Genomic DNA, 19,812 nt, shown 5'->3' with positions numbered 1-19,812 from the left:
CATCATGCGTAAGATTCTCATCGTCGACGACGACCAAAAGACCCGGACCCTGCTCAAGGCCTATCTGGAAAAGAACCAGTACGAAGTCGGGCTGGCCCACAACGGAGAAACCTTCCTCGCCGAATTCAACCGCTATGCCGACGAGCTGTCGCTGGTGATCCTGGACGTGATGCTGCCCGATACCGACGGCTTCGCACTGTGCAAGGTGGTGCGCCAGCGCTCGAATGTGCCGATCATCATGCTGACCGCCAGTTCGGATGAAACCGACCGCGTGGTCGGGTTGGAACTGGGCGCGGACGATTACGTCTCCAAGCCTTACAGCCCGCGCGAGCTGCTGGCCCGCATCAAGGCGATTCACCGCCGCACCGGCATCGCCAATGCGGCCGCGCCGCGCTTCTACCGTTTTGTCGGCTTCACGCTCGATACGGTGGCGCGCACCGTCACCGACCCGCAGGGGCAGATCGTGCCGCTGACCGGCCTCGATTTCCAGCTGCTTAAATACTTTGTCGAACACGCCGGTGACATCCTCGACCGCAGCGTGCTGTGCGAAGGCACGCGTGGCCGCGACGCTGGACCGATGGACCGCTTCCTCGACGTGCAGATCAGCCGCTTGCGCCTGCGCCTCAACGACGGCGGCAAGAATCCGCTGCTGATCAAGACCGTGCGCGGCGCGGGCTATGTGTTCTCGGCCGACGTGACCAGTTCGAATGCCTAAGCCGCTGCATTTGCTGGCGCGCCTGGTGCCGCAATCGCTGTTGGGCAGGCTGACGGCGGTGATGGTGGTCGGCGTGCTGCTGACGCAACTGGCCGGGAACTTCATCTGGGCCGCGCAGCGCCGCGCCGAAGCGCTGAACGAGGTGAATGCCGCGTCCCAGCACCTGGGCCACAGCGCCGCCAGCGCGGTGCGCTTCTTTCTCAGCCTGCCGCCCAATTACCGTCCCCTCATCATCCAGCAATTCCGCGAAATGGGCGGCACGCGCTTCCTGGTCAATATCAACCGCGCGCCGGTCGATGTGCAGGCCATCGCCGCGCAGGAACTGGCCGATGCGGCCCTGAAGCAGCTGCGTTCGACCTTGAAGGAAGATTTGCCGAATGTGAGCAAGCTGCGCATCGACTTCGCCTGGCCCGAACGCTTGCCGGTCAGCGACGAGGGCGCGACCATCGGCGACCTGCCTGACAGCTGGGTGCAGCACATCCTGCTGACCAAGCCGGCGCCGGTGCTGCTGATCCAGGTCGAGATGGACCCCGGCCACTGGCTGTATCTGGCCACCCTGATGCCCAATCCCTACTTCCTCGAAACGGGCAATCCGCTGACGCACGACCGCCTGCTGCTGCAAGCCTTGTCGCTGGCGGCGGTGCTGCTGCTGTCGATCCTGGTGGTGCGCTGGACCACGCGTCCGCTGGCGGCGCTGGCGGAGGCGGCGACCGCCTTCGGCAATGGTGAGCAGGCGCCGGCCTTGCCCGAAACCGGCTCGCGCGAATTCATGGCCACGGCGCGCGCCTTCGAAGCGATGCGAGAACGCATCCAGCGCTATATCGAAGACCGCGAGCGCCTGTTCGTCTCCATCTCGCACGATCTGCGCACGCCCATCATGCGCCTCAAGCTGCGCACCGAGCTGCTGGACGACGACGATATGCGTGCCGAATTCCACGACGATCTCGATGAGCTGGACATGATGGTCAAGGGCGCGCTGCAGACCGTGAAGGACAGCGACATCCACGAGAATCCCACCGAAGTGCGCCTCGACGCGCTGCTGGGCCGCATGGTGCGCGACGCCCAACTGGCGGGCCACAAAGTCAGCTTTGAAGCATCCGGCCTGACGGTGACGGCCAAGCCACTGGCGCTGAAGCGCGCCATCGGCAATCTGCTCAACAACGCCCTGCATTACGGCCGGCAGGCCGAAATCGCGGTGCGCCGCAACGCCGGCAATATCGAGATCGAAATCCGCGACCACGGCCCCGGCGTGCCGGAAGACGCTTTCGGCAGCCTGTGCGAACCCTATGTGCGGCTGGAGCATGGACGCAAGCAGAATTCCAGCGGCATGGGTTTGGGTCTGGGCATCGCGCGTGGTATCGTGCAGGCCCATGGCGGCGAACTGCTGCTGGCGAATCATCCCGAGGGCGGCTTCCGCGCCACCATCGCACTGCCCGGTGGCGCCTTCGATCCGCTGGCGCTGCCGGGACAGGATCATTGAACAGGAGTCGGTATGAGCAAGGCCTTGCGTTTGTCGGAAAAATGGTTTCAGCGCGGTTTGTGGCTGGTGGCGTTTGCCTTTGCCGGTTTTCTGATCGGCTTGGGCGGCAAGGTCGTCGCCAGCCTGCACGGCGTGGAGCAGGCGCTGTTCCTGGAGCAGTTCATGGACCAGGGCCAGGCCAGCGCCGCGCGCCAGCAGCGCGATCTTGCCGAAGCCGCGATGGAGCAGGCCCGCATCGCCCTGGAACAGGAGCAGCAGCGCCACAAGGTGGCCGCGTCCAATACGCACGCGGCCGGCGAGACGTTCGACAACTGGGTGGCGACGCGGCGCGCCACCGCGCGTCCCGAACAGGATGCGGAACTGATCGAGCGCACCCGCGCCCTCGACCTGCTGAAGGCCGAGGAGCGCAAGACGCTGGCGGCGGTCGAAGCCCAGGAACAGAAGCACCTCGACGCGCGCCAGGCCCACGAGGCGGCGCAGAAGCGCTGGGGCGAGCTGGAAGAGGGTGCTCGTCCCGCCTACGAATCGGCCTTGCGCATGCAGGAGCTGCGCGTGTTCGGCTACCGTCTGGCGCTGACCCTGCCGCTGCTGGCGCTGGCCGGCTGGCTGTGGGCCAAGCAGCGCAAGAGCACCTACTGGCCCTTCGTCTGGGGCTTCATCTTCTTTGCCGCCTTCGCCTTCTTCGTCGAGCTGGTGCCCTATCTGCCCAGCTATGGCGGCTATGTGCGCTACATCGTCGGCATCCTGCTCACGGTGCTGGTCGGCCGCCAGGCCATCGTCTCGCTGCAGCGCTATCTGGAGCGTCAGAAGGCCGCCGAAGCGCTGCCCGACACGCAGCGCCGCCAGCATCTGAGTTACGACGTGGCACAGGCACGATTGGCGAAGGGCGTCTGCCCCGGCTGCGAACGCGGCGTCGACCTGAAAGATCCGAAGATGGATTACTGCCCCCACTGCGGCATCGGCCTGTTCAACCAATGCGGCCAGTGCGCCACCCGCAAGAACGCCTTCACCCGCTTCTGTTCCTGCTGCGGCAGCGCCGCCACCACCGCCCCCGCCGACTAAGTCTTCGCCGCAGATCAAACCGCCCGCCGTTGAAGCCGATAAGCTCATCTTTGCAGCGGGTCTGGCCCCCGCTTATTGCGGGGAAATCATGTCGGCAAGAAAGCGCAAACGTTCGCGCCAGATCAGGTCTGGCAATAATTTGCCCGTCGTTACGCAGGTCGGCAGATATGCCGGCCATATATTCATAAGCACTGTATTTTTATTGCTCACCTTGCTCCCCGCCGGCGGGGTGAGCATACTGACATCGTGGCTTCCGGCGATCGTTGACGATCCGGTGTATCTGGGTTTTGCGTGGTTACTTCATGTCGTGGTGCTGGTGTGCGACGGTTTGTTATTCGCATTCTGGATGCTTTGTCGCTTATTGAAAGCCATAATGGAGTTGTCATGAAGCCAGAAATACATAAAGGTTGGCAAGACTTCAGGGATGGTTTCAGGCAAGGCATGGCGGAAGGGTGGCATGAAAATGTGCGCATCTACTTTCTTCCTATTACCGTCCCCTACCATTTCTGCCGTATCCGGCTGCGTTTGCTACGTCGCCGTTTGCGGCGTGCGCTGAGCGCTTAAGCCAGCCCCTGTCTCCGCGTATTCCTCCTGATTCGCCGTCTGGCGCGCGTTTTTTGCAGTTCATCGCATTCCGCGTGAGTGCCGGCGCGCCTTTGTGTAAGATGCTAGGTTGCCATCATTAACACTATTTTCTGGGGAGGATAATAAAAATGAAAACCGCTAAGTACACAACCACCAACGTCTTCGTGTTTGTCGCCACCGCATGCGTGTGCGCATGTGCCTGGGATCTGGCCGCCTAAAACGCAGCCGCTTCCGCCGGCGAACAAGAAAAACACGCGAAGGAATTCCTTTTATGAAGAACCATTTTAACTTTGGCCTGCTATTCACCGCATTCTGCCTGTTTATTAACAGCGCGTTTGCGGATGACACGGTCAGCGAAACCCGCGCCATCGACGCCAAGGTCGTGCGCGTCAAGCTGGACGGGGTCATCGACCTCAAGCTCCGGCAGGGGGCGGTGCCCTCGCTGGTGATCACGGGCGAAAAACGCATCGTGTCCCGCATCACCGCCGCGCAGTCCGGCGACACCCTGTATCTCGACTCCGAGAGCCGGGGCGTCAAGCTGAACCGCAATTCGGTGCGCGCCGAACTGGTGCTGCCGCAGCTGCGCGAGGTGATCTCGGAGGGCGTGGGCACGACCGAAGTCAGTGGCTTCAGTGGGGAAGATATCGACATTACCCTGGACGGGGCGGGCAGCATGAAGGTGGTGTGCGACTACCGCCATATGCGCGCCAACCTCGGCGGCGTGGGCAGCATGCATGTCTGGGTCAGCGACAACGACAGCGTGGACCTGGACTTGCGCGGCGCCGGCTACATCACCCTCGGCGGACGCAGCAAGCAGCTGCGCGCCTCGCTCGGCGGACTGGGCGGCTTGAATGCGCAGCAGTTCCAGGCCGACTCCGTGAATCTGGAGTTGAGCGGCCTCGGCAACGCCACCGTGACGGCCAAGACCAACGCCACGCTGAATCTGAGCGGCCTCGGTTCGGTCACTGTCTACGGCAAGCCGACCAACCGCAATGTGAGCGTGGACGGACTGGGTAAAGTCAGCTGGAAGTAAATGGTGCTCTGGAGACGGGGCAATAAAACGAGAACGAATCCATTTTCTTACGCAATATGAAAAAATTAAAACAACTAATCATAGCGATAGGCATCGCGCTGGGCATGCACAGTGCCGCGCTGGCCGGGTTCGCAGAAGGCGCCACGGCGTATAACAGCAAGAACTATACGGTGGCTTTGAGAGAAATTGAACCGCTGGCGAAAGCCGGCAATACCGATGCCGAGCATCTGCTGGGCCTGATGTACTACATGGGTCGCGGCGTGCCGCAGGACTATAAGCAGGCGCTGTCCTGGCACCGCCGCGCGGCGCAGAAGGGCAAGGCCGACGCGCAGTATGTGGTGGGCGCCATGTATTACACCGGCAATGCCGTGATCCAGGACCATAAGCAGGCCGTGGTCTGGTTCCGCAAGGCGGCCGAACAGGGCCACGCCGACGCGCAGCAGGTGCTGGGTCTGATGTACCGCTATCATATCGGCGGCATGCCGCAGGATAATGTGATCGCCTATATGCTGTGGAATCTGGCGGCGGCCAACGGTTCGGCCAACGCGGCCGAGCAGCGCGCGGCCGTGGTGCGCAATATGACGCAGGAACAGATCGAGGAAGGCCAGGCGCTGTCGGCCGCGTGGAAGCGCGGCACGCCATTGCCGCGCGCCTCGCGCACCGGCGGCGGCTAAGCCGCAGCCTGCCTTGCGATGCAAAAACCCGGGTCCGTCCCGGGTTTTTTGCATTCTGCGCGCCGCGCGGCGGCAGGGTAGAATCGCCGTTTCAAATTTGAGCGGGGAATGCCATGCGCGCCATCGAGATCAGCAAGCCGGGGGCAGCCGATGTGCTGCGTGTATGCGAACGTCCCATGCCGGCGCTGAAGCCGGGCGAGTTGCGCATCAAGGTGCATGCGGCCGGCGTCAATCGTCCCGACGTGTTGCAGCGCATGGGCCATTACGCGCCGCCGCCGGGCGCCTCCGACCTGCCGGGCCTGGAAGTGGCGGGCGAGATCGTCGATGGTGACCTGGGCAGCAGCGGCTTCAAGGTCGGCGACCTGGTCTGCGCCCTGGTGCAGGGCGGCGGCTACGCCGAGTACTGCGCCGCGCCGGTGGGCCAGGTGCTGCCGATGCCGAAAGGCTGGTCGCCGCTGGAGGCGGCCTCCCTGCCTGAAACCTATTTCACGGTCTGGAGCAATGTCTTCGACCGGGCCGGCCTGGGCGGCCGCGAAACCCTGCTGGTGCAGGGCGGCACCTCGGGCATCGGCGTCACGGCCATCCAGCTGGCGCGCGCTTTCGGCCACCGCGTCTTCGCCACCGCCGGCAGCGAGGACAAGGCGCGCGCCTGCGAGCGCCTGGGCGCTGAGCGCGGCATCAATTACCGCCATGAGGATTTCGCCGAGGTGGTCAAGGCGCTGACCGGGGGCAGGGGCGTGGACGTGATCCTGGACATGGTGGCGGGCGACTATCTGCCGCGCGAGATCGCCTGCCTGGCCGACGACGGCCGCCTGGCCATCATCGCCCTGCTGGGCGGCGCCAAGGCCGAGCTGGACATGGGCCAGCTGCTGCGCCGCCGCCTGACCGTGACCGGCTCCACCCTGCGTCCGCGTTCGGTCGAATTCAAGGCCGCCATCGCGGCCCAGTTGCGCCAGCGCGTCTGGCCGCTACTCGAACGCGGCGAGATCAAGCCCGTGATCTACCAGACCTTCCCGCTGGAGCAGGCCGCCGCCGCCCACGCGCTGATGGAAAGCAGCGCCCACGTCGGCAAGATCATGCTGCAACTGGTCTGAATGGCCTAATATGAGGCCGCGCCGCCGCCCTGGCGGCCGGCCCCGGTTTGACCGGGCTTTGCGCCGCAAGTTACAATTATGGGTTATTAAATTTTAGGCTACTATGCGACGCAAACTCGTTATCGGCAATTGGAAGATGAACGGCAGCCGCACCGGCAATACGGTACTGCTGTCCGGGATTGTGGCCGGCCTGGCTTCGGCCAAGGCCGATTGTGCAGTATGCGCGCCAGCCCCGTATCTGGCCCAGTGCCAGGCTGAACTGACCGGCACGCCGCTGGCGTGGGGGGCGCAGGATGTGTCGGCCCATGCCTCCGGCGCCTATACCGGCGAAGTGGCGGCCTCCATGCTGCAGGACTTCGGCTGCCGCTATGCGCTCGTCGGCCATTCCGAACGTCGCGCCTATCATGGTGAAAGCAATGCAGTGGTGGCGCAGAAGGCGCAGGCGGCCCTGGCTGCCGGCCTGATTCCGGTGGTCTGCGTCGGCGAAACCCTGGCCGAGCGCGAAGCAGGGCAGACCGGCGCCGTGGTCGGCGCCCAGCTGCAAGCGGTGCTGGACCTGCTGGATAATGCCGCGCTGGCGAAGATCGTGCTCGCTTACGAGCCGGTCTGGGCCATCGGCACCGGCAAGACCGCGACCCCGGCCATGGCCCAGGAAGTGCACGCTTTACTGCGCCAGCAAGTGGCCGAACGTAGCGCGGAAGCCGCATCCGGCATGCAGATTTTGTACGGCGGCAGCATGAAACCCGAAAATGCGGGAGAATTGCTGGCCCAGGCAGATATTGACGGCGGCCTGATTGGCGGCGCCGCACTGAAGGCGGCGGATTTCCTGGCGATTATCCGCGCGGCTGAATAAGCATTTTTGAAACAGCTTTATTTGAGAATGGAATAGCATGAACACCTTGTTCAATTTGGTTATTGTGGTACAGGTTTTGTCGGCGCTGGCCATTATCGGCCTGGTGCTGCTGCAGCACGGTAAGGGCGCCGATATGGGCGCCGCCTTCGGTTCCGGCGCCTCGGGTAGTCTGTTCGGCGCCACCGGTTCCTCCAACTTCATGTCGAAATCGACGGCGGTGGCGGCGGCGATCTTCTTCTCCGCCACCCTGGGCCTGTCGACCATGGCAACGCAGCGCGGCGCGGCCAACACCGGCGGCGGCGTGATGCAGAATGTGAACACCCCGGCGCCAGCGCCCGTAAAAGGTTCGGCCGCGATCCCTTCGGCAGCACCGCAAGCGCCCGCAGAAGCGCCTGCAGCCTCGGTTCCAGCCGCTGCGGCTCCTGCCGCCGCTGCACCCGCATCGAGCGCTCCTGGTGCGCAAATTCCGAAGTAATATCGGGCTTTGCAAAAGTTTTTCCGCTTTTTGTCCTTGTTTTACTGCAATTCGCATTAACAAAGTAGTGAAATCAGAGTAGAATAGCGGCCTTAATGCCGACGTGGTGAAATTGGTAGACACGCTATCTTGAGGGGGTAGTGGCGCAAGCTGTACGAGTTCGAGTCTCGTCGTCGGCACCATAGAAAATACAAAAAGCCAGCAAGGGCGCATGGGCATCGGCTCTTGCCTTAGGCTGGTTTTTTTACGAGGATGTGTCGTTTGATCCTGGTCTCAGCTTCTGATTGGGGTCGAGCGTTAAATGCACCGCAAAGCACCGCGCTGCTCTCCTGACCGATCGTTCAACATAAGCTAATCAACCGTGAACCTCGAAAATTACTTCCCCGTCCTGTTGTTCCTCTTAGTCGGCATTGGTGTCGGCGTAGTTCCCCAGCTGCTGGGCCGTTTCCTCGGTCCGAATAAACCTGACGCAGCGAAACTCTCCCCTTACGAGTGCGGCTTCGAAGCTTTCGAAGACGCGCGTATGAAATTCGACGTGCGCTACTACCTCGTCGCAATTCTGTTCATTTTGTTCGATCTGGAAACGGCATTCTTCTTCCCCTGGGGCGTCTCCATGCGCGAACTGGGCTGGCAGGGATACGTGACGATGATGGTGTTCATCGCCGAATTCGTGGTCGGTTTTTGGTATATCTGGAAGAAAGGTGCCCTTGATTGGGAATAAGCCATGTCTATTGAAGGCGTATTAAACGAAGGTTTCATCACCACGACGGCCGACAAGCTGATTAACTGGGCGCGCACGGGTTCCATGTACCCGATGACGTTCGGTCTGGCTTGCTGCGCGGTGGAGATGATGCATGCAGGTGCGGCCCGTTACGACCTTGAGCGTTTCGGTTTCATGTTCCGCCCATCCCCGCGTCAGTCCGACGTGATGATTGTTGCCGGCACGCTGTGCAACAAGATGGCGCCGGCGCTGCGCAAGGTCTATGACCAGATGCCGGAGCCGCGTTGGGTGATCTCCATGGGCTCCTGCGCCAATGGCGGCGGCTACTATCACTACTCCTACTCGGTGGTGCGCGGTTGCGACCGCATCGTGCCGGTGGACGTGTATGTGCCAGGCTGCCCGCCGACCGCGGAAGCCCTGCTGTACGGCATTCTGCAGCTGCACAACAAGATCAAGCGAACCAATACGATCGCGCGCTAAGGGCTGTACTGAATATGACTACACATCTGGAAACACTGGTCGCCGCCCTGCAAAGCACGCTGGGCGAGCGGGCCGAAATCACGGTCGCCCTGGGCGAAGTGACGGTGGTGCTGAAAGCCGCCGACTACTACCAAGCAATGACACAGCTGCGCGACGACGCAGCTTTGCGTTTTGATACGCTGATCGATTTGTGCGGCGTGGATTATCAAAACTACGGCGAAGGCGCCTGGGACGGTCTGCGTTTCGCCGCCGTCACCCACCTGCTGTCGGTCGAGAAGAACTGGCGCGTGCGCGTGCGCGTGTTCGCGCCGGACGACGACATGCCGCTGGTGCCGTCGGTGGTGAACATCTGGCGTGCCGCCAACTGGTTCGAGCGCGAAGCGTTCGACCTGTACGGCATCCTGTTCGAAGGCCACAACGACCTGCGCCGCATCCTGACCGACTACGGTTTCATCGGCCACCCGTTCCGCAAGGACTTCCCGGTGTCGGGCTATGTGGAAATGCGCTACGACCCTGAGCAGAAGCGCGTGATCTACCAGCCTGTGACGATCGAGCCGCGCGAAAACGTGCCGCGCGTGATCCGCGAAGAAAACTACGGGATGAAATAATGGCTGAGATTAAGAACTACACCCTGAACTTTGGTCCGCAGCACCCGGCAGCGCACGGCGTGCTGCGCCTGGTGCTGGAGCTGGACGGCGAGGTGATCCAGCGCGCCGACCCGCATATCGGCCTGCTGCACCGCGCCACCGAAAAACTGGCCGAGCAGAAGACCTATCTGCAATCGGTGCCGTACATGGACCGCCTCGACTACGTGTCGATGATGTGCAACGAGCACGCCTACGTGATGGCGATCGAGAAGCTGCTCGGTCTCGAAGTGCCGCTGCGCGCGCAGTACATCCGCGTCATGTTCGACGAGATCACCCGTCTGCTGAACCACCTGCTGTGGCTCGGCGCGCACGCGCTCGACGTCGGCGCCATGGGCCCCTTCCTGTACGCCTTCCGCGACCGCGAAGACCTGATGGACTGCTACGAAGCGGTATCGGGCGCGCGCATGCACGCGGCCTACTACCGTCCGGGCGGCGTGTACCGCGACCTGCCGGACGCCATGCCGCAGTACAAGGCATCGCTGATCCGCAACGAGAAGGCACTGGCCGAGCGCAACGAGAACCGTCAAGGCTCGATGCTGGACTTCATCGAAGACTTCACGCGCCGCTTCCCGACCTATGTCGACGAATACGAAACCCTGCTGACCGATAACCGTATCTGGAAGCAGCGTACCGTGGGCGTGGGCGTGGTCTCGCCGGAAGACGCGAAAGCCATGGGCTTCACCGGCGCCATGCTGCGTGGCTCGGGCGTGGCCTGGGATCTGCGCAAGAACCAGCCTTACGAAGTGTACGACCTGATGGATTTCGATATCCCGGTCGGCACCAACGGCGACAGCTACGACCGTTACCTGGTGCGTATCGAAGAGATGCGCCAGTCGAACCGCATCATCAAGCAGTGCGTGGAGTGGCTGCGCAACAATCCGGGTCCGGTCATGTCCAGCAACCGCAAGGTGGCGCCGCCATCGCGCGTGGACATGAAGACCAATATGGAATCGCTGATCCACCACTTCAAGCTGTTTACCGAAGGTTTCCACGTGCCGCCAGGCGAAGCTTACAGCGCCGTGGAGCACCCGAAGGGCGAATTCGGTATTTACCTGGTGTCGGATGGCGCCAACAAGCCGTACCGCATGAAGATCCGCGCACCGGGCTTTGCCCACCTGCAGGGTCTGGACGAAATGGCACGCGGCCACATGATCGCCGACGCCGTGACCATCATCGGTACCCAGGATATCGTTTTCGGCGAAATCGACAGATAAGTCCCAGAGGCATACGTATGTTGTTATCAGAGCAGTGCTACAAAAAAATCGACCGCGAGTTGGCCAAATATCCGGCCGACCAGCGCCAGTCGGCCGTGATGGCCTCGCTGGCCCATGCCCAGGTTGAACTGGGCTGGCTGTCGCCGGAAACCATGAAGGAAATCGCCGACTACATCGGCATGCCGGCCATCGCCGTGCAGGAAGTGGCGACCTTCTACAATATGTACAACCTGAAGCCGGTCGGCAAGCACAAGATCACCGTGTGCACCAACCTGCCTTGCGCCCTGTCGGGCGGCGAGCGCGCGGCCAAACACCTGAAAGAGAAACTCGGCATCGACTACCGCGAAACCTCCGGCGACGGCGAGTTCACGCTGATGGAAGGCGAGTGCATGGGCGCCTGCGGCGACGCGCCGGTGCTGCTGGTGAACAACCACCGCATGTGCAGCCATATGTCCAACGACAAGATCGACGCCCTCGTGGAGGAACTGAAGAAATGACCTCGCTCCACAACCGTCACATCGACCCGCTGATCCTCAAGGATCTGACCGGCGATAACTGGCACCTGGCCGACTACGTGAAACGTGGCGGCTATTCGGCGCTGCGCCGCATCCTGGAAGAGAAGATCGCGCCGGAAGCGATCATCGCCGACCTGAAGACCTCCGGCCTGCGCGGCCGCGGCGGCGCCGGTTTCCCGACCGGCCTGAAATGGTCCTTCATGCCGCGCCAGTTCCCTGGCCAGAAATACCTCGTCTGCAATACAGATGAAGGCGAACCTGGCACTTTCAAGGACCGCGACATCATCCGTTACAACCCCCATGCCCTGATCGAGGGCATGGCCATCGGCGCTTACGCCATGGGCATCACCGTGGGCTACAACTACATCCACGGCGAGATCTTCCAGGACTACCTGCGCTTCGAGGAAGCGCTGGAAGAGGCGCGCGCCGCCGGCTTCCTGGGCGATAAGATCATGGGCAGCGATTTCAGCTTCCAGCTGCACGCCCACCATGGCTATGGCGCCTACATCTGCGGCGAAGAGACCGCGCTGCTCGAATCGCTGGAAGGCAAAAAAGGCCAGCCGCGCTTCAAGCCGCCTTTCCCGGCGTCCTTCGGCCTGTACGGCAAGCCGACCACCATCAACAATACCGAGACCTTCGCGGCCGTGCCGTTCATCCTGAACGTGGGCGCCGAGAAGTATCTGGGCATGGGCAAGCCGAACAACGGCGGCACCAAGATCTTCTCGATCTCGGGCGACGTCGAGCGTCCAGGCAACTACGAAGTCCCGCTTGGCACGCCGTTCGCCAAGCTGATGGAACTGGCCGGCGGCATGCGCGGCGGCAAAAAGATCAAGGCCGTGATTCCGGGCGGTTCCTCCGCGCCGGTGATCCGCGGCGAGATCATGATGGACACCGATCTGGATTACGATTCGATCTCCAAGGCCGGCTCCATGCTCGGTTCGGGCGCCGTGATCGTGATGGACGAAACGCGCTGCATGGTCAAGGCGCTGGAGCGCCTGTCCTACTTCTACTTTGAAGAATCCTGCGGCCAATGCACCCCATGCCGCGAAGGCACGGGCTGGATGTACCGCATGATCCACCGCATCGAGCACGGCCAAGGCCGCGCCTCCGATCTGGACATGCTGAACTCCATCGCAGACAACATCCAGGGCCGCACGATCTGCGCGCTGGGCGACGCTGCCGCCATGCCGGTGCGCGCCTTCGTCAAGCATTTCCGCGAAGAATTTGAATATCACGTCGAGCACAAGCACTGCCTGGTGCCGGCATACATCTAAGCTGCGATCATCATGGTTGAAATCGAAATAGACGGCAAGAAAGTCGAAGTCCCTGCTGGTAGCATGGTGATGGACGCTGCCAACAAGCTGGGCACCTACATCCCGCACTTCTGCTATCACAAGAAATTGTCGATCGCGGCGAGCTGCCGTATGTGCCTGGTCGAGGTGGAAAAAGCGCCGAAACCGCTGCCCGCCTGCGCCACCCCGGTCTCGGCCGGCATGGTGGTGCGCTCGCACAGCGACAAAGCGGTGCAGGCGCAAAAGAGCGTCATGGAATTCCTGCTGATTAACCACCCGCTCGACTGCCCGATCTGCGATCAGGGCGGCGAATGCCAGTTGCAGGATCTGGCCGTGGGCTACGGCAAAAGCGAATCGCGCTACGAAGAAGAAAAACGCGTGGTGAAGCCGAAGGACGCCGGTCCCCTGGTGTCCATGCAGGAAATGGCGCGCTGCATCCACTGCACCCGCTGCGTGCGTTTCGGCCAGGAAGTGGCCGGCGTCATGGAGCTGGGCATGCTGGGCCGCGGCGAGCACGCCGAGATCACCACCTTCGTCGGCGAAGCGGTGAACTCCGAAATGTCGGGCAATATGATCGACCTGTGCCCGGTCGGCGCGCTGACCTCCAAGCCATTCCGCTACAGCGCCCGTACCTGGGAACTGTCGCGCCGCAAATCCGTGTCGCCGCACGACGGCCTGGGCTCGAACCTGATCGTTCAGGTCAAGCAGGGCGAAGTCAAGCGCGTGCTGCCGCTGGAAAACGAAGCGGTCAACGAATGCTGGATCTCCGACAAGGACCGCTTCTCCTACGAGGCTCTGGGCAGCGCCGAGCGCCTGACCCAGCCTATGCTCAAGCAAGGCAATGAGTGGAAGGAAGTGGACTGGCAGACCGCGCTGGAATACGTGGCGCATGGCCTGAAGAACATCAAGCACGAACATGGCGCCGATGCCATCGCCTCCTATGCCACCCCGCATTCGACGGTGGAAGAACTGGTCCTGCTGCAAAAGCTGACCCGCGGCGTCGGTTCCGAGAACATCGACTTCCGCCTGCGCCACAGCGATTTCGCGCTGGACGGCCAGGTCGCGCCGTGGCTGGGCATGCCGGTGGCCGACGTGAGCAATCTGCAGCGCGTCTTCGTCATCGGCTCCTTCCTGCGCAAGGACCACCCGCTGCTGGCGACCCGCCTGCGCGCCGCCGTCAAGGCCGGCGGCAAGCTGTCCGTGCTGCATGGCGCCGATGAGGAGAACCTGATCACCGCCGCCAACAAGATCATCGCCGCGCCATCCGACTGGCTGGCCGCGCTGTCGGGCGTAGTCGCTGCCGTGGCGAAAGCCAAGGAAGTGGCCGCGCCGGCCGGTTTCGAGAGCGTGGCCGTGTCCGACGCTGCCGCCGCCATCGCCGCCAGCCTGCTGGGTGGCGACAACAAGGCTGTCTTCCTCGGCAACGCCGCCGCGCAGCATCCGCAAGCGTCCGCGCTGCACGCCGCCGCGCAATGGATCGCCGAACAGACCGGCGCCAAGTTCGGTTACCTGACCGAAGCGGCCAACACCGTCGGCGGCTACCTGCTGGGCGCCACCGCGAAGAACGCCGCGCCGGCCTTCTCGGCGCCGAAGAAAGCCTATCTGCTGCTGAACGCCGAACCGGAACTCGACGCCGTCAACCCGCAAGCGGCCAAGGCCGCCCTGCAGGGCGCCGACATGGTAGTCGTGCTGTCGGCCTTCAAGCACGGCATGGACTACGCCGACGTGCTGCTGCCGATCGCGCCGTTCGCCGAAACCTCGGGCAGCTTCGTCAACTGCGAAGGCCGCCTGCAAAGCTTCAACGGCACCGTCAAGCCGCTGGCGGAAACCCGTCCGGCCTGGAAAGTGCTTCGCGTGCTGGGCAATATCCTCGGCCTGGCCGGTTTCGACTACGAGACTTCGGAAGCGATCCGCGACGAAGCCTTCGGCAAGGGTGTGACCGACCTGTCCTCCAAGCTGAATAACAACGCCAAGCTGGCGCCTGTCGCCGCCGCCTTCGGTGCCGGCGACAAGCTGGAACGCGTGACCGATGTGCCGATCTACTTCGCCGACGCGCTGGCGCGCCGTTCCGGTCCGCTGCAAGCGACCGCCGACGCCGCCGCGCCGAAAGCGCGCCTGTCCGCTGCCCTGGCGCAGCAGATCGGCGTCAAGGCCGGCGACAAGGTGCAGGTCAGCCAGGGCTCCGGCTCGGCCATCCTGGAAGCGCAGATCGACGCGGGCCTGCCGGCCAACGTCGTGCGCGTAGCCGCCGCCCACGCATCGACCGCCTCACTGGGCGCGATGTTCGGTTCCATCACCGTTGTTAAAGCAGGGGAGGGCAAGTAATGTCTTTGCCTGAGATTATCGATACCATCAATGCCACCGGCGGCGAGCTGGTGGGGCCGGCCTGGCCCTTCTTCTGGACCCTGGCCAAAATCCTGTGCGTGACCCTGCCCCTGATGGGCATGGTCGCCTACCTGACGCTGTGGGAGCGCAAGCTGCTCGGCTGGATCCAGATCCGTATCGGCCCGAACCGCGTAGGTCCGGCCGGTCTGCTGCAGCCGATCGCCGACGCGCTGAAACTGCTGTTCAAAGAGATCATCCTGCCGACCAAGTCGAACAAGGCGCTGTTCGTGATCGGCCCGATCATGACCATCATGCCGGCGCTGGCCGCCTGGTCGGTGGTGCCTTTCGGCCCGCAGGCCGCGCTGGCCGACGTCAACGCCGGTCTGCTGCTGCTGATGTCGATCATGTCGATCGAGGTGTACGGCATCATCATCGCCGGCTGGTCCTCGAACTCGAAGTACTCCTTCATGGGCGCCATGCGTGCTTCGGCGCAGATGGTGTCCTACGAGATCGCCATGGGCTTCGTGCTGGTGATCGTGCTGATGGTGTCCGGTTCGCTGAACTTGTCCGAGATCGTCGCCGGCCAGCAAAAAGGCCAGATGGCGGCCATGGGCCTGAACTTCCTGTCCTGGAACTGGCTGCCGCTGCTGCCGATGTTCGTGGTCTACCTGGTGTCCGGCCTGGCCGAATGTAACCGCCACCCGTTCGACGTGGTCGAAGGCGAGTCGGAAATCGTGGGCGGCCACATGGTCGAGTACTCGGGCATGTCCTACGCCATGTTCTTCCTGGCCGAATACGCCAATATGATCCTGATCGGCGTGATCGCTTCGATCATGTTCCTGGGTGGCTGGTCCGCTCCGATCGCTGCGCTGGAATTCGGCGGCGGCTTCGGCGGCTTCTTCTGGCTGTTTGTGAAAACCTTCTGCATCGTGTCGCTGTTCATCTGGACTCGCGGTACCTTCCCGCGCTACCGCTATGACCAGATCATGCGTTTGGGCTGGAAAGTGTTCATCCCGCTGACCCTGGCCTACCTGGTCATCGTCGCCACCTGGATGCAGACCTCCTGGAACATTTGGAAGTAAGAGAGCGAATACGATATGGAACGAATAAAAGACTTTTTCGGCAGCCTGATGCTGCGCGAATTGTTCAAGGGGATGGCGCTGACCGGCAAATACATGTTTGCCAAGAAGATCACCGTCCAATTCCCTGAAGAGAAAACGCCGATCTCGCCGCGTTTCCGCGGCCTGCACGCGCTGCGCCGCTACCCCAATGGGGAAGAGCGCTGCATCGCCTGCAAGCTGTGCGAAGCGGTATGCCCGGCCATGGCGATCACCATCGAATCGGAACAGCGCGACGATGGCAGCCGCCGCACCACGCGCTACGACATCGACCTGACCAAGTGCATCTTCTGCGGTTTCTGCGAAGAGTCCTGCCCGGTCGACTCCATCGTGGAAACCCATGTGCTGGAATACCACGGCGAGAAGCGCGGCGATCTGTACTACACCAAGGAAATGCTGCTGGCTGTAGGCGACCGTTATGAAGCGGAGATTGCCGCCAACCGTGCTGCCGATGCGCCGTACCGCTGAACGCGGACGTGATCGACACTTAACTGTCAGGGTTTCTTATGGAATTTAAAACTGCTTTGTTCTACGTGTTCGCGGCCATCCTGGTGCTGGCTGCGACCCGCGTTATCACGGCCCGCAATCCGGTGCACGCCGCGCTGTTCCTGGTGCTGTCGTTCTTCCAGGCGGCCGGCATCTGGATGCTGCTGAAGGCCGAGTTCCTGGCCATCGTGCTGGTGCTGGTGTATGTCGGCGCCGTGATGGTGCTGTTCCTGTTCGTCGTGATGATGATCGACATTAACGTCGACAAGCTGCGCGAAGGCTTCTGGAACTACCTGCCGCTGGCGGCCACCGTGGGTGGCGTCATCGTGCTGGAAATGGCTTCCGTGCTGTGGCGCAGCTTCTGGGTCTACGACCAGCAGTCGCCGGCCGGCGCCAGCCTGATCGGCACCACCAAGGCGCTGGGCATGGCCATTTACACCGATTACATCTACGCGTTTGAAATCGCCGCCGTCGTGCTGCTGCTGGCCATCGTGGCCGCCGTCGCCCTGACCCTGCGCAAGCGCAAGGATATCAAGTACTTCGATCCGGCCGAAGCGGTGCGGGTCAAGCGTAACGACCGTCTGCGCATCGTGAAGATGGACGCCGTCTCCACGCGCAATCAGACGGAAGCGGCAACGAAGGAGGCACCATGACTTTATCGCTGGCACACTACCTGGTCCTGGGCGCGATCCTGTTCGCGATCTCGATCGTCGGTATTTTCCTGAACCGCAAGAACGTCATCGTTCTGCTGATGGCCATCGAATTGATGCTGCTGGCAGTGAACATGAACTTCATCGCGTTCTCGCATTACCTGGGCGACGCGGCCGGGCAGATCTTTGTCTTCTTCATCCTGACCGTGGCGGCCGCCGAATCGGCAATCGGCCTCGCGATCCTGGTGGTGATGTTCCGTAATCTGGACACCATCAATGTGGAAGACCTGGATAGCCTCAAAGGCTAAGTTTTAAACCTCGAATAATAAACAGTAAGGTTCATCATGGCGGGGCTTAACCCTAACCTTCTTCTTGCCGTTCCTCTGGCGCCCCTGGCGGGCGCCGCGATTGCGGGCTTGCTCGGAACCCGATTCTTCGGGAATTTGGTCGGCCGAAAAACGTCGCATACCGCGACGATTTTGGGCGTGCTGATTGCATTTATTATTTCCTTCCAGACGCTGCTGAGCGTGATGGATGGCGCCAGCTATAACGGCGACATCTATACCTGGATGACCGTGGCCGGCGTCAAGCTGGCGGTCGGCTTCCAGATCGACGCGCTGTCGGCGATGATGATGAACGTGGTGACGTTCGTGTCGCTGATGGTCCACATCTACACCATCGGCTACATGAAGGACGACGAAGGCTATAACCGCTTCTTCTCCTACATCTCGCTGTTCACCTTCTCGATGCTGATGCTGGTCATGTCCAACAACTTCCTGCAGCTGTTCTTCGGCTGGGAAGCGGTGGGCCTGGTTTCGTATCTGCTGATCGGCTTCTGGTACACCCGTCCGACGGCCATCGTGGCGAACATGAAAGCCTTCCTGGTCAACCGCGTGGGCGACTTCGGCTTCATCCTGGGTATCGGCCTGCTGCTGGCTTACGCCGGCTCCATGGACTACCAGGAAGTCTTCGCCAAGAAAGAGCAGCTGCTGGCCCTGACCCTGCCGGGCACCGACTGGATGCTGCTGAGCGTGGCCTGTATCTGCCTGTTCATCGGCGCCATGGGTAAATCGGCGCAGTTCCCGCTGCACGTCTGGCTGCCCGACTCGATGGAAGGCCCGACCCCGATCTCCGCGCTGATCCACGCCGCCACCATGGTGACGGCCGGTATCTTCATGGTGTCGCGCATGTCGCCGCTGTTCGAGCTGTCGGACACCGCGCTGTCCTTCATCCTGGTGATCGGCTCCATCACGGCCCTGTTCATGGGCTTCCTGGGCATCATCCAGAACGACATCAAGCGCGTGGTTGCTTACTCGACCCTGTCGCAGCTCGGCTACATGACCGTGGCCCTGGGTTCCTCGGCCTATTCGATCGCCGTGTTCCACCTGATGACCCACGCCTTCTTCAAAGCGCTGCTGTTCCTGGGCGCCGGTTCGGTCATCATCGGCATGCACCACGACCAGGACATCCGCAATATGGGCGGCCTGCGCAAGTACATGCCAATCACCTGGATCACGTCGCTGCTCGGCTCCCTGGCCCTGATCGGCACCCCGTTCTTCTCGGGCTTCTACTCGAAGGATTCGATCATCGAAGCGGTGCACGCTACCCATATCTGGGGCGCGGGCTTCGCCAACTTCGCGGTGCTGGCCGGCGTCTTCGTGACCGCCTTCTACTCCTTCCGCATGTACTTCCTGGTCTTCCACGGCGAGGAACGCTTCGGCAAGGAACACCACCACGCGCACGCTTCGCACCATGACGACGAAGCGGAAGAGGACGACCATGGCCACCACGGCCTGGCGCCGGGCGAGAAACCGCACGAATCCCCATTCGTGGTCTGGTTCCCGCTGGTGATGCTGGCCATCCCTTCGGTGGTGATCGGCTTCCTGACCATCGGCCCGATGCTGTTCGGCGACTTCTTCAAGGGCGTGATCTTCGTCGGTGAAAACCACCACGCGATGCACGAACTGGCCGAAGAATTCCATGGCCCGGTGGCGATGGTGATCCATTCGCTGACCAGCCTGCCGCTGTGGCTGGCCATTGCCGGCGTGGCGACGGCTTACTACTGCTATATGATCAATCCGCGCGTGCCGGCCTGGTTCTATGCCAAGTTCAAAGCTGTCCACACCCTGCTGGATAACAAGTACTACATGGACAAGATCAACGAAGCCGTCTTCGCCAAAGGCGCGCGCCTGCTGGGCGAAGGCCTGTGGAATGTGGGCGACCGCACCCTGATCGACGGTCTGCTGGTGAACGGCAGCGCGAAAGTGGTGCAGTGGTTCTCGTCGCTGGTGCGCGTGGCGCAAACCGGCTACATCTACCACTACGCGTTCGTGATGATCCTCGGCATCCTCGGATTCCTGGTCTATTTCCTGCCGTTTTGGCACGCTTGATAG

The 19,812-nt window shown here is 62.3% G+C and carries 22 protein-coding genes and 1 tRNA gene; all 23 read left to right on the top strand.

From position 1 onward, the window contains the following. The first annotated feature begins 1 nt into the window (after position 1). Entirely contained in the window at positions 2-715 is a 714-nt protein-coding gene (locus FHS03_RS08560) for a response regulator (protein ID WP_183440868.1), read from the top strand. Then, on the top strand, positions 708-2,195 hold the full coding sequence (locus FHS03_RS08555) for an ATP-binding protein (protein WP_183440595.1): 1,488 nt from the start codon (positions 708-710) through the stop codon (positions 2,193-2,195). Before FHS03_RS08560 ends, FHS03_RS08555 begins: the two co-directional genes overlap by 8 nt. Positions 2,196-2,207: 12 nt before the next feature. Continuing rightward, positions 2,208-3,257 carry a zinc ribbon domain-containing protein gene (locus FHS03_RS08550; protein ID WP_183440594.1) on the top strand — a complete coding sequence of 350 codons (1,050 nt, stop codon included), beginning with the start codon at positions 2,208-2,210 and terminating at the stop codon, positions 3,255-3,257. An 88-nt stretch (positions 3,258-3,345) separates the two neighbouring features. Continuing rightward, complete coding sequence (locus FHS03_RS08545) at positions 3,346-3,645, top strand: hypothetical protein (RefSeq protein ID WP_183440593.1); 300 nt, start codon at positions 3,346-3,348, stop codon at positions 3,643-3,645. Then, positions 3,642-3,821, top strand: a complete 180-nt coding sequence (locus FHS03_RS08540) for a hypothetical protein (RefSeq protein WP_183440592.1) — start codon at positions 3,642-3,644, stop codon at positions 3,819-3,821. Before FHS03_RS08545 ends, FHS03_RS08540 begins: the two co-directional genes overlap by 4 nt. Before the next feature lie 292 nt (positions 3,822-4,113). Beyond that, positions 4,114-4,875 (top strand): GIN domain-containing protein, encoded by a 762-nt coding sequence (locus FHS03_RS08535; protein WP_183440591.1) that lies wholly within the window; start codon positions 4,114-4,116, stop codon positions 4,873-4,875. A 104-nt stretch (positions 4,876-4,979) separates the two neighbouring features. Continuing rightward, positions 4,980-5,549 carry a tetratricopeptide repeat protein gene (locus tag FHS03_RS08530; protein WP_229426124.1) on the top strand — a complete coding sequence of 190 codons (570 nt, stop codon included), beginning with the start codon at positions 4,980-4,982 and terminating at the stop codon, positions 5,547-5,549. A 113-nt stretch (positions 5,550-5,662) separates the two neighbouring features. After that, positions 5,663-6,643, top strand: a complete 981-nt coding sequence (locus FHS03_RS08525; RefSeq protein ID WP_183440589.1) for an NAD(P)H-quinone oxidoreductase — start codon at positions 5,663-5,665, stop codon at positions 6,641-6,643. Between the two features lie 103 nt (positions 6,644-6,746). Further along, positions 6,747-7,496, top strand: a complete 750-nt coding sequence (gene tpiA / locus FHS03_RS08520; RefSeq protein ID WP_183440588.1) for a triose-phosphate isomerase — start codon at positions 6,747-6,749, stop codon at positions 7,494-7,496. A 37-nt stretch (positions 7,497-7,533) separates the two neighbouring features. Beyond that, entirely contained in the window at positions 7,534-7,971 is a 438-nt protein-coding gene (secG, locus tag FHS03_RS08515) for a preprotein translocase subunit SecG (protein WP_183440587.1), read from the top strand. A gap of 97 nt (positions 7,972-8,068) precedes the next feature. Next, positions 8,069-8,153 (top strand) — tRNA-Leu (locus tag FHS03_RS08510). A 179-nt stretch (positions 8,154-8,332) separates the two neighbouring features. Then, positions 8,333-8,692 carry an NADH-quinone oxidoreductase subunit A gene (locus tag FHS03_RS08505; protein WP_050406950.1) on the top strand — a complete coding sequence of 120 codons (360 nt, stop codon included), beginning with the start codon at positions 8,333-8,335 and terminating at the stop codon, positions 8,690-8,692. Between the two features lie 3 nt (positions 8,693-8,695). Then, positions 8,696-9,172, top strand: coding sequence for a NuoB/complex I 20 kDa subunit family protein (locus tag FHS03_RS08500; protein ID WP_050406951.1), 477 nt, complete (start codon positions 8,696-8,698; stop codon positions 9,170-9,172). A 14-nt stretch (positions 9,173-9,186) separates the two neighbouring features. Continuing rightward, positions 9,187-9,780: an NADH-quinone oxidoreductase subunit C gene (locus tag FHS03_RS08495; protein ID WP_183440586.1), complete on the top strand. Its 594-nt coding sequence runs from the start codon at positions 9,187-9,189 to the stop codon at positions 9,778-9,780. Beyond that, entirely contained in the window at positions 9,780-11,033 is a 1,254-nt protein-coding gene (locus tag FHS03_RS08490) for an NADH-quinone oxidoreductase subunit D (RefSeq protein ID WP_050406953.1), read from the top strand. Before FHS03_RS08495 ends, FHS03_RS08490 begins: the two co-directional genes overlap by 1 nt. Positions 11,034-11,050: 17 nt before the next feature. Next, complete coding sequence (gene nuoE, locus FHS03_RS08485; RefSeq protein WP_050406954.1) at positions 11,051-11,530, top strand: NADH-quinone oxidoreductase subunit NuoE; 480 nt, start codon at positions 11,051-11,053, stop codon at positions 11,528-11,530. Continuing rightward, positions 11,527-12,822 carry an NADH-quinone oxidoreductase subunit NuoF gene (gene nuoF / locus FHS03_RS08480; protein WP_050406955.1) on the top strand — a complete coding sequence of 432 codons (1,296 nt, stop codon included), beginning with the start codon at positions 11,527-11,529 and terminating at the stop codon, positions 12,820-12,822. The genes nuoE and nuoF overlap by 4 nt, the downstream gene beginning before the upstream one ends. A 12-nt stretch (positions 12,823-12,834) precedes the next feature. Further along, positions 12,835-15,165, top strand: coding sequence for an NADH-quinone oxidoreductase subunit NuoG (nuoG, locus tag FHS03_RS08475; protein WP_183440585.1), 2,331 nt, complete (start codon positions 12,835-12,837; stop codon positions 15,163-15,165). Beyond that, positions 15,165-16,247: an NADH-quinone oxidoreductase subunit NuoH gene (nuoH, locus tag FHS03_RS08470; protein WP_183440584.1), complete on the top strand. Its 1,083-nt coding sequence runs from the start codon at positions 15,165-15,167 to the stop codon at positions 16,245-16,247. The genes nuoG and nuoH overlap by 1 nt, the downstream gene beginning before the upstream one ends. Positions 16,248-16,262: 15 nt before the next feature. Further along, a complete protein-coding gene (nuoI, locus tag FHS03_RS08465) occupies positions 16,263-16,751 on the top strand; it encodes an NADH-quinone oxidoreductase subunit NuoI (RefSeq protein WP_050406958.1) in 489 nt (162 codons plus the stop codon). A 38-nt stretch (positions 16,752-16,789) separates the two neighbouring features. Next, on the top strand, positions 16,790-17,422 hold the full coding sequence (locus tag FHS03_RS08460) for an NADH-quinone oxidoreductase subunit J (RefSeq protein WP_183440583.1): 633 nt from the start codon (positions 16,790-16,792) through the stop codon (positions 17,420-17,422). Then, positions 17,419-17,727, top strand: a complete 309-nt coding sequence (nuoK, locus tag FHS03_RS08455; RefSeq protein WP_028104269.1) for an NADH-quinone oxidoreductase subunit NuoK — start codon at positions 17,419-17,421, stop codon at positions 17,725-17,727. Before FHS03_RS08460 ends, nuoK begins: the two co-directional genes overlap by 4 nt. A gap of 36 nt (positions 17,728-17,763) precedes the next feature. Further along, complete coding sequence (gene nuoL, locus FHS03_RS08450; protein WP_183440582.1) at positions 17,764-19,809, top strand: NADH-quinone oxidoreductase subunit L; 2,046 nt, start codon at positions 17,764-17,766, stop codon at positions 19,807-19,809. Positions 19,810-19,812 lie beyond the last annotated feature (3 nt).

This window comes from Pseudoduganella violacea, assembly GCF_014191875.1.
Lineage (GTDB): Bacteria > Pseudomonadota > Gammaproteobacteria > Burkholderiales > Burkholderiaceae_D > Rugamonas > Rugamonas violacea_A.
The sequence above is the reverse complement of the archived record's forward strand: the minus strand, read 5'-3'. Positions and strand labels throughout refer to the sequence as shown.

Excerpts from the sequence above, each read along its gene's own strand:
- FHS03_RS08555 (WP_183440595.1), top strand. The coding sequence starts at position 708 with ATGCCTAAGCCGCTGCATTTGCTGGCGCGCCTGGTGCCGCAATCGCTG.
- FHS03_RS08550 (WP_183440594.1), top strand. The coding sequence starts at position 2,208 with ATGAGCAAGGCCTTGCGTTTGTCGGAAAAATGGTTTCAGCGCGGTTTG.
- FHS03_RS08545 (WP_183440593.1), top strand. The coding sequence starts at position 3,346 with ATGTCGGCAAGAAAGCGCAAACGTTCGCGCCAGATCAGGTCTGGCAAT.
- FHS03_RS08540 (WP_183440592.1), top strand. The coding sequence starts at position 3,642 with ATGAAGCCAGAAATACATAAAGGTTGGCAAGACTTCAGGGATGGTTTC.
- FHS03_RS08535 (WP_183440591.1), top strand. The coding sequence starts at position 4,114 with ATGAAGAACCATTTTAACTTTGGCCTGCTATTCACCGCATTCTGCCTG.
- FHS03_RS08530 (WP_229426124.1), top strand. The coding sequence starts at position 4,980 with ATGCACAGTGCCGCGCTGGCCGGGTTCGCAGAAGGCGCCACGGCGTAT.
- FHS03_RS08525 (WP_183440589.1), top strand. The coding sequence starts at position 5,663 with ATGCGCGCCATCGAGATCAGCAAGCCGGGGGCAGCCGATGTGCTGCGT.
- tpiA (WP_183440588.1), top strand. The coding sequence starts at position 6,747 with ATGCGACGCAAACTCGTTATCGGCAATTGGAAGATGAACGGCAGCCGC.
- secG (WP_183440587.1), top strand. The coding sequence starts at position 7,534 with ATGAACACCTTGTTCAATTTGGTTATTGTGGTACAGGTTTTGTCGGCG.
- FHS03_RS08500 (WP_050406951.1), top strand. The coding sequence starts at position 8,696 with ATGTCTATTGAAGGCGTATTAAACGAAGGTTTCATCACCACGACGGCC.
- FHS03_RS08495 (WP_183440586.1), top strand. The coding sequence starts at position 9,187 with ATGACTACACATCTGGAAACACTGGTCGCCGCCCTGCAAAGCACGCTG.
- FHS03_RS08490 (WP_050406953.1), top strand. The coding sequence starts at position 9,780 with ATGGCTGAGATTAAGAACTACACCCTGAACTTTGGTCCGCAGCACCCG.
- nuoE (WP_050406954.1), top strand. The coding sequence starts at position 11,051 with ATGTTGTTATCAGAGCAGTGCTACAAAAAAATCGACCGCGAGTTGGCC.
- nuoF (WP_050406955.1), top strand. The coding sequence starts at position 11,527 with ATGACCTCGCTCCACAACCGTCACATCGACCCGCTGATCCTCAAGGAT.
- nuoG (WP_183440585.1), top strand. The coding sequence starts at position 12,835 with ATGGTTGAAATCGAAATAGACGGCAAGAAAGTCGAAGTCCCTGCTGGT.
- nuoH (WP_183440584.1), top strand. The coding sequence starts at position 15,165 with ATGTCTTTGCCTGAGATTATCGATACCATCAATGCCACCGGCGGCGAG.
- nuoI (WP_050406958.1), top strand. The coding sequence starts at position 16,263 with ATGGAACGAATAAAAGACTTTTTCGGCAGCCTGATGCTGCGCGAATTG.
- FHS03_RS08460 (WP_183440583.1), top strand. The coding sequence starts at position 16,790 with ATGGAATTTAAAACTGCTTTGTTCTACGTGTTCGCGGCCATCCTGGTG.
- nuoK (WP_028104269.1), top strand. The coding sequence starts at position 17,419 with ATGACTTTATCGCTGGCACACTACCTGGTCCTGGGCGCGATCCTGTTC.
- nuoL (WP_183440582.1), top strand. The coding sequence starts at position 17,764 with ATGGCGGGGCTTAACCCTAACCTTCTTCTTGCCGTTCCTCTGGCGCCC.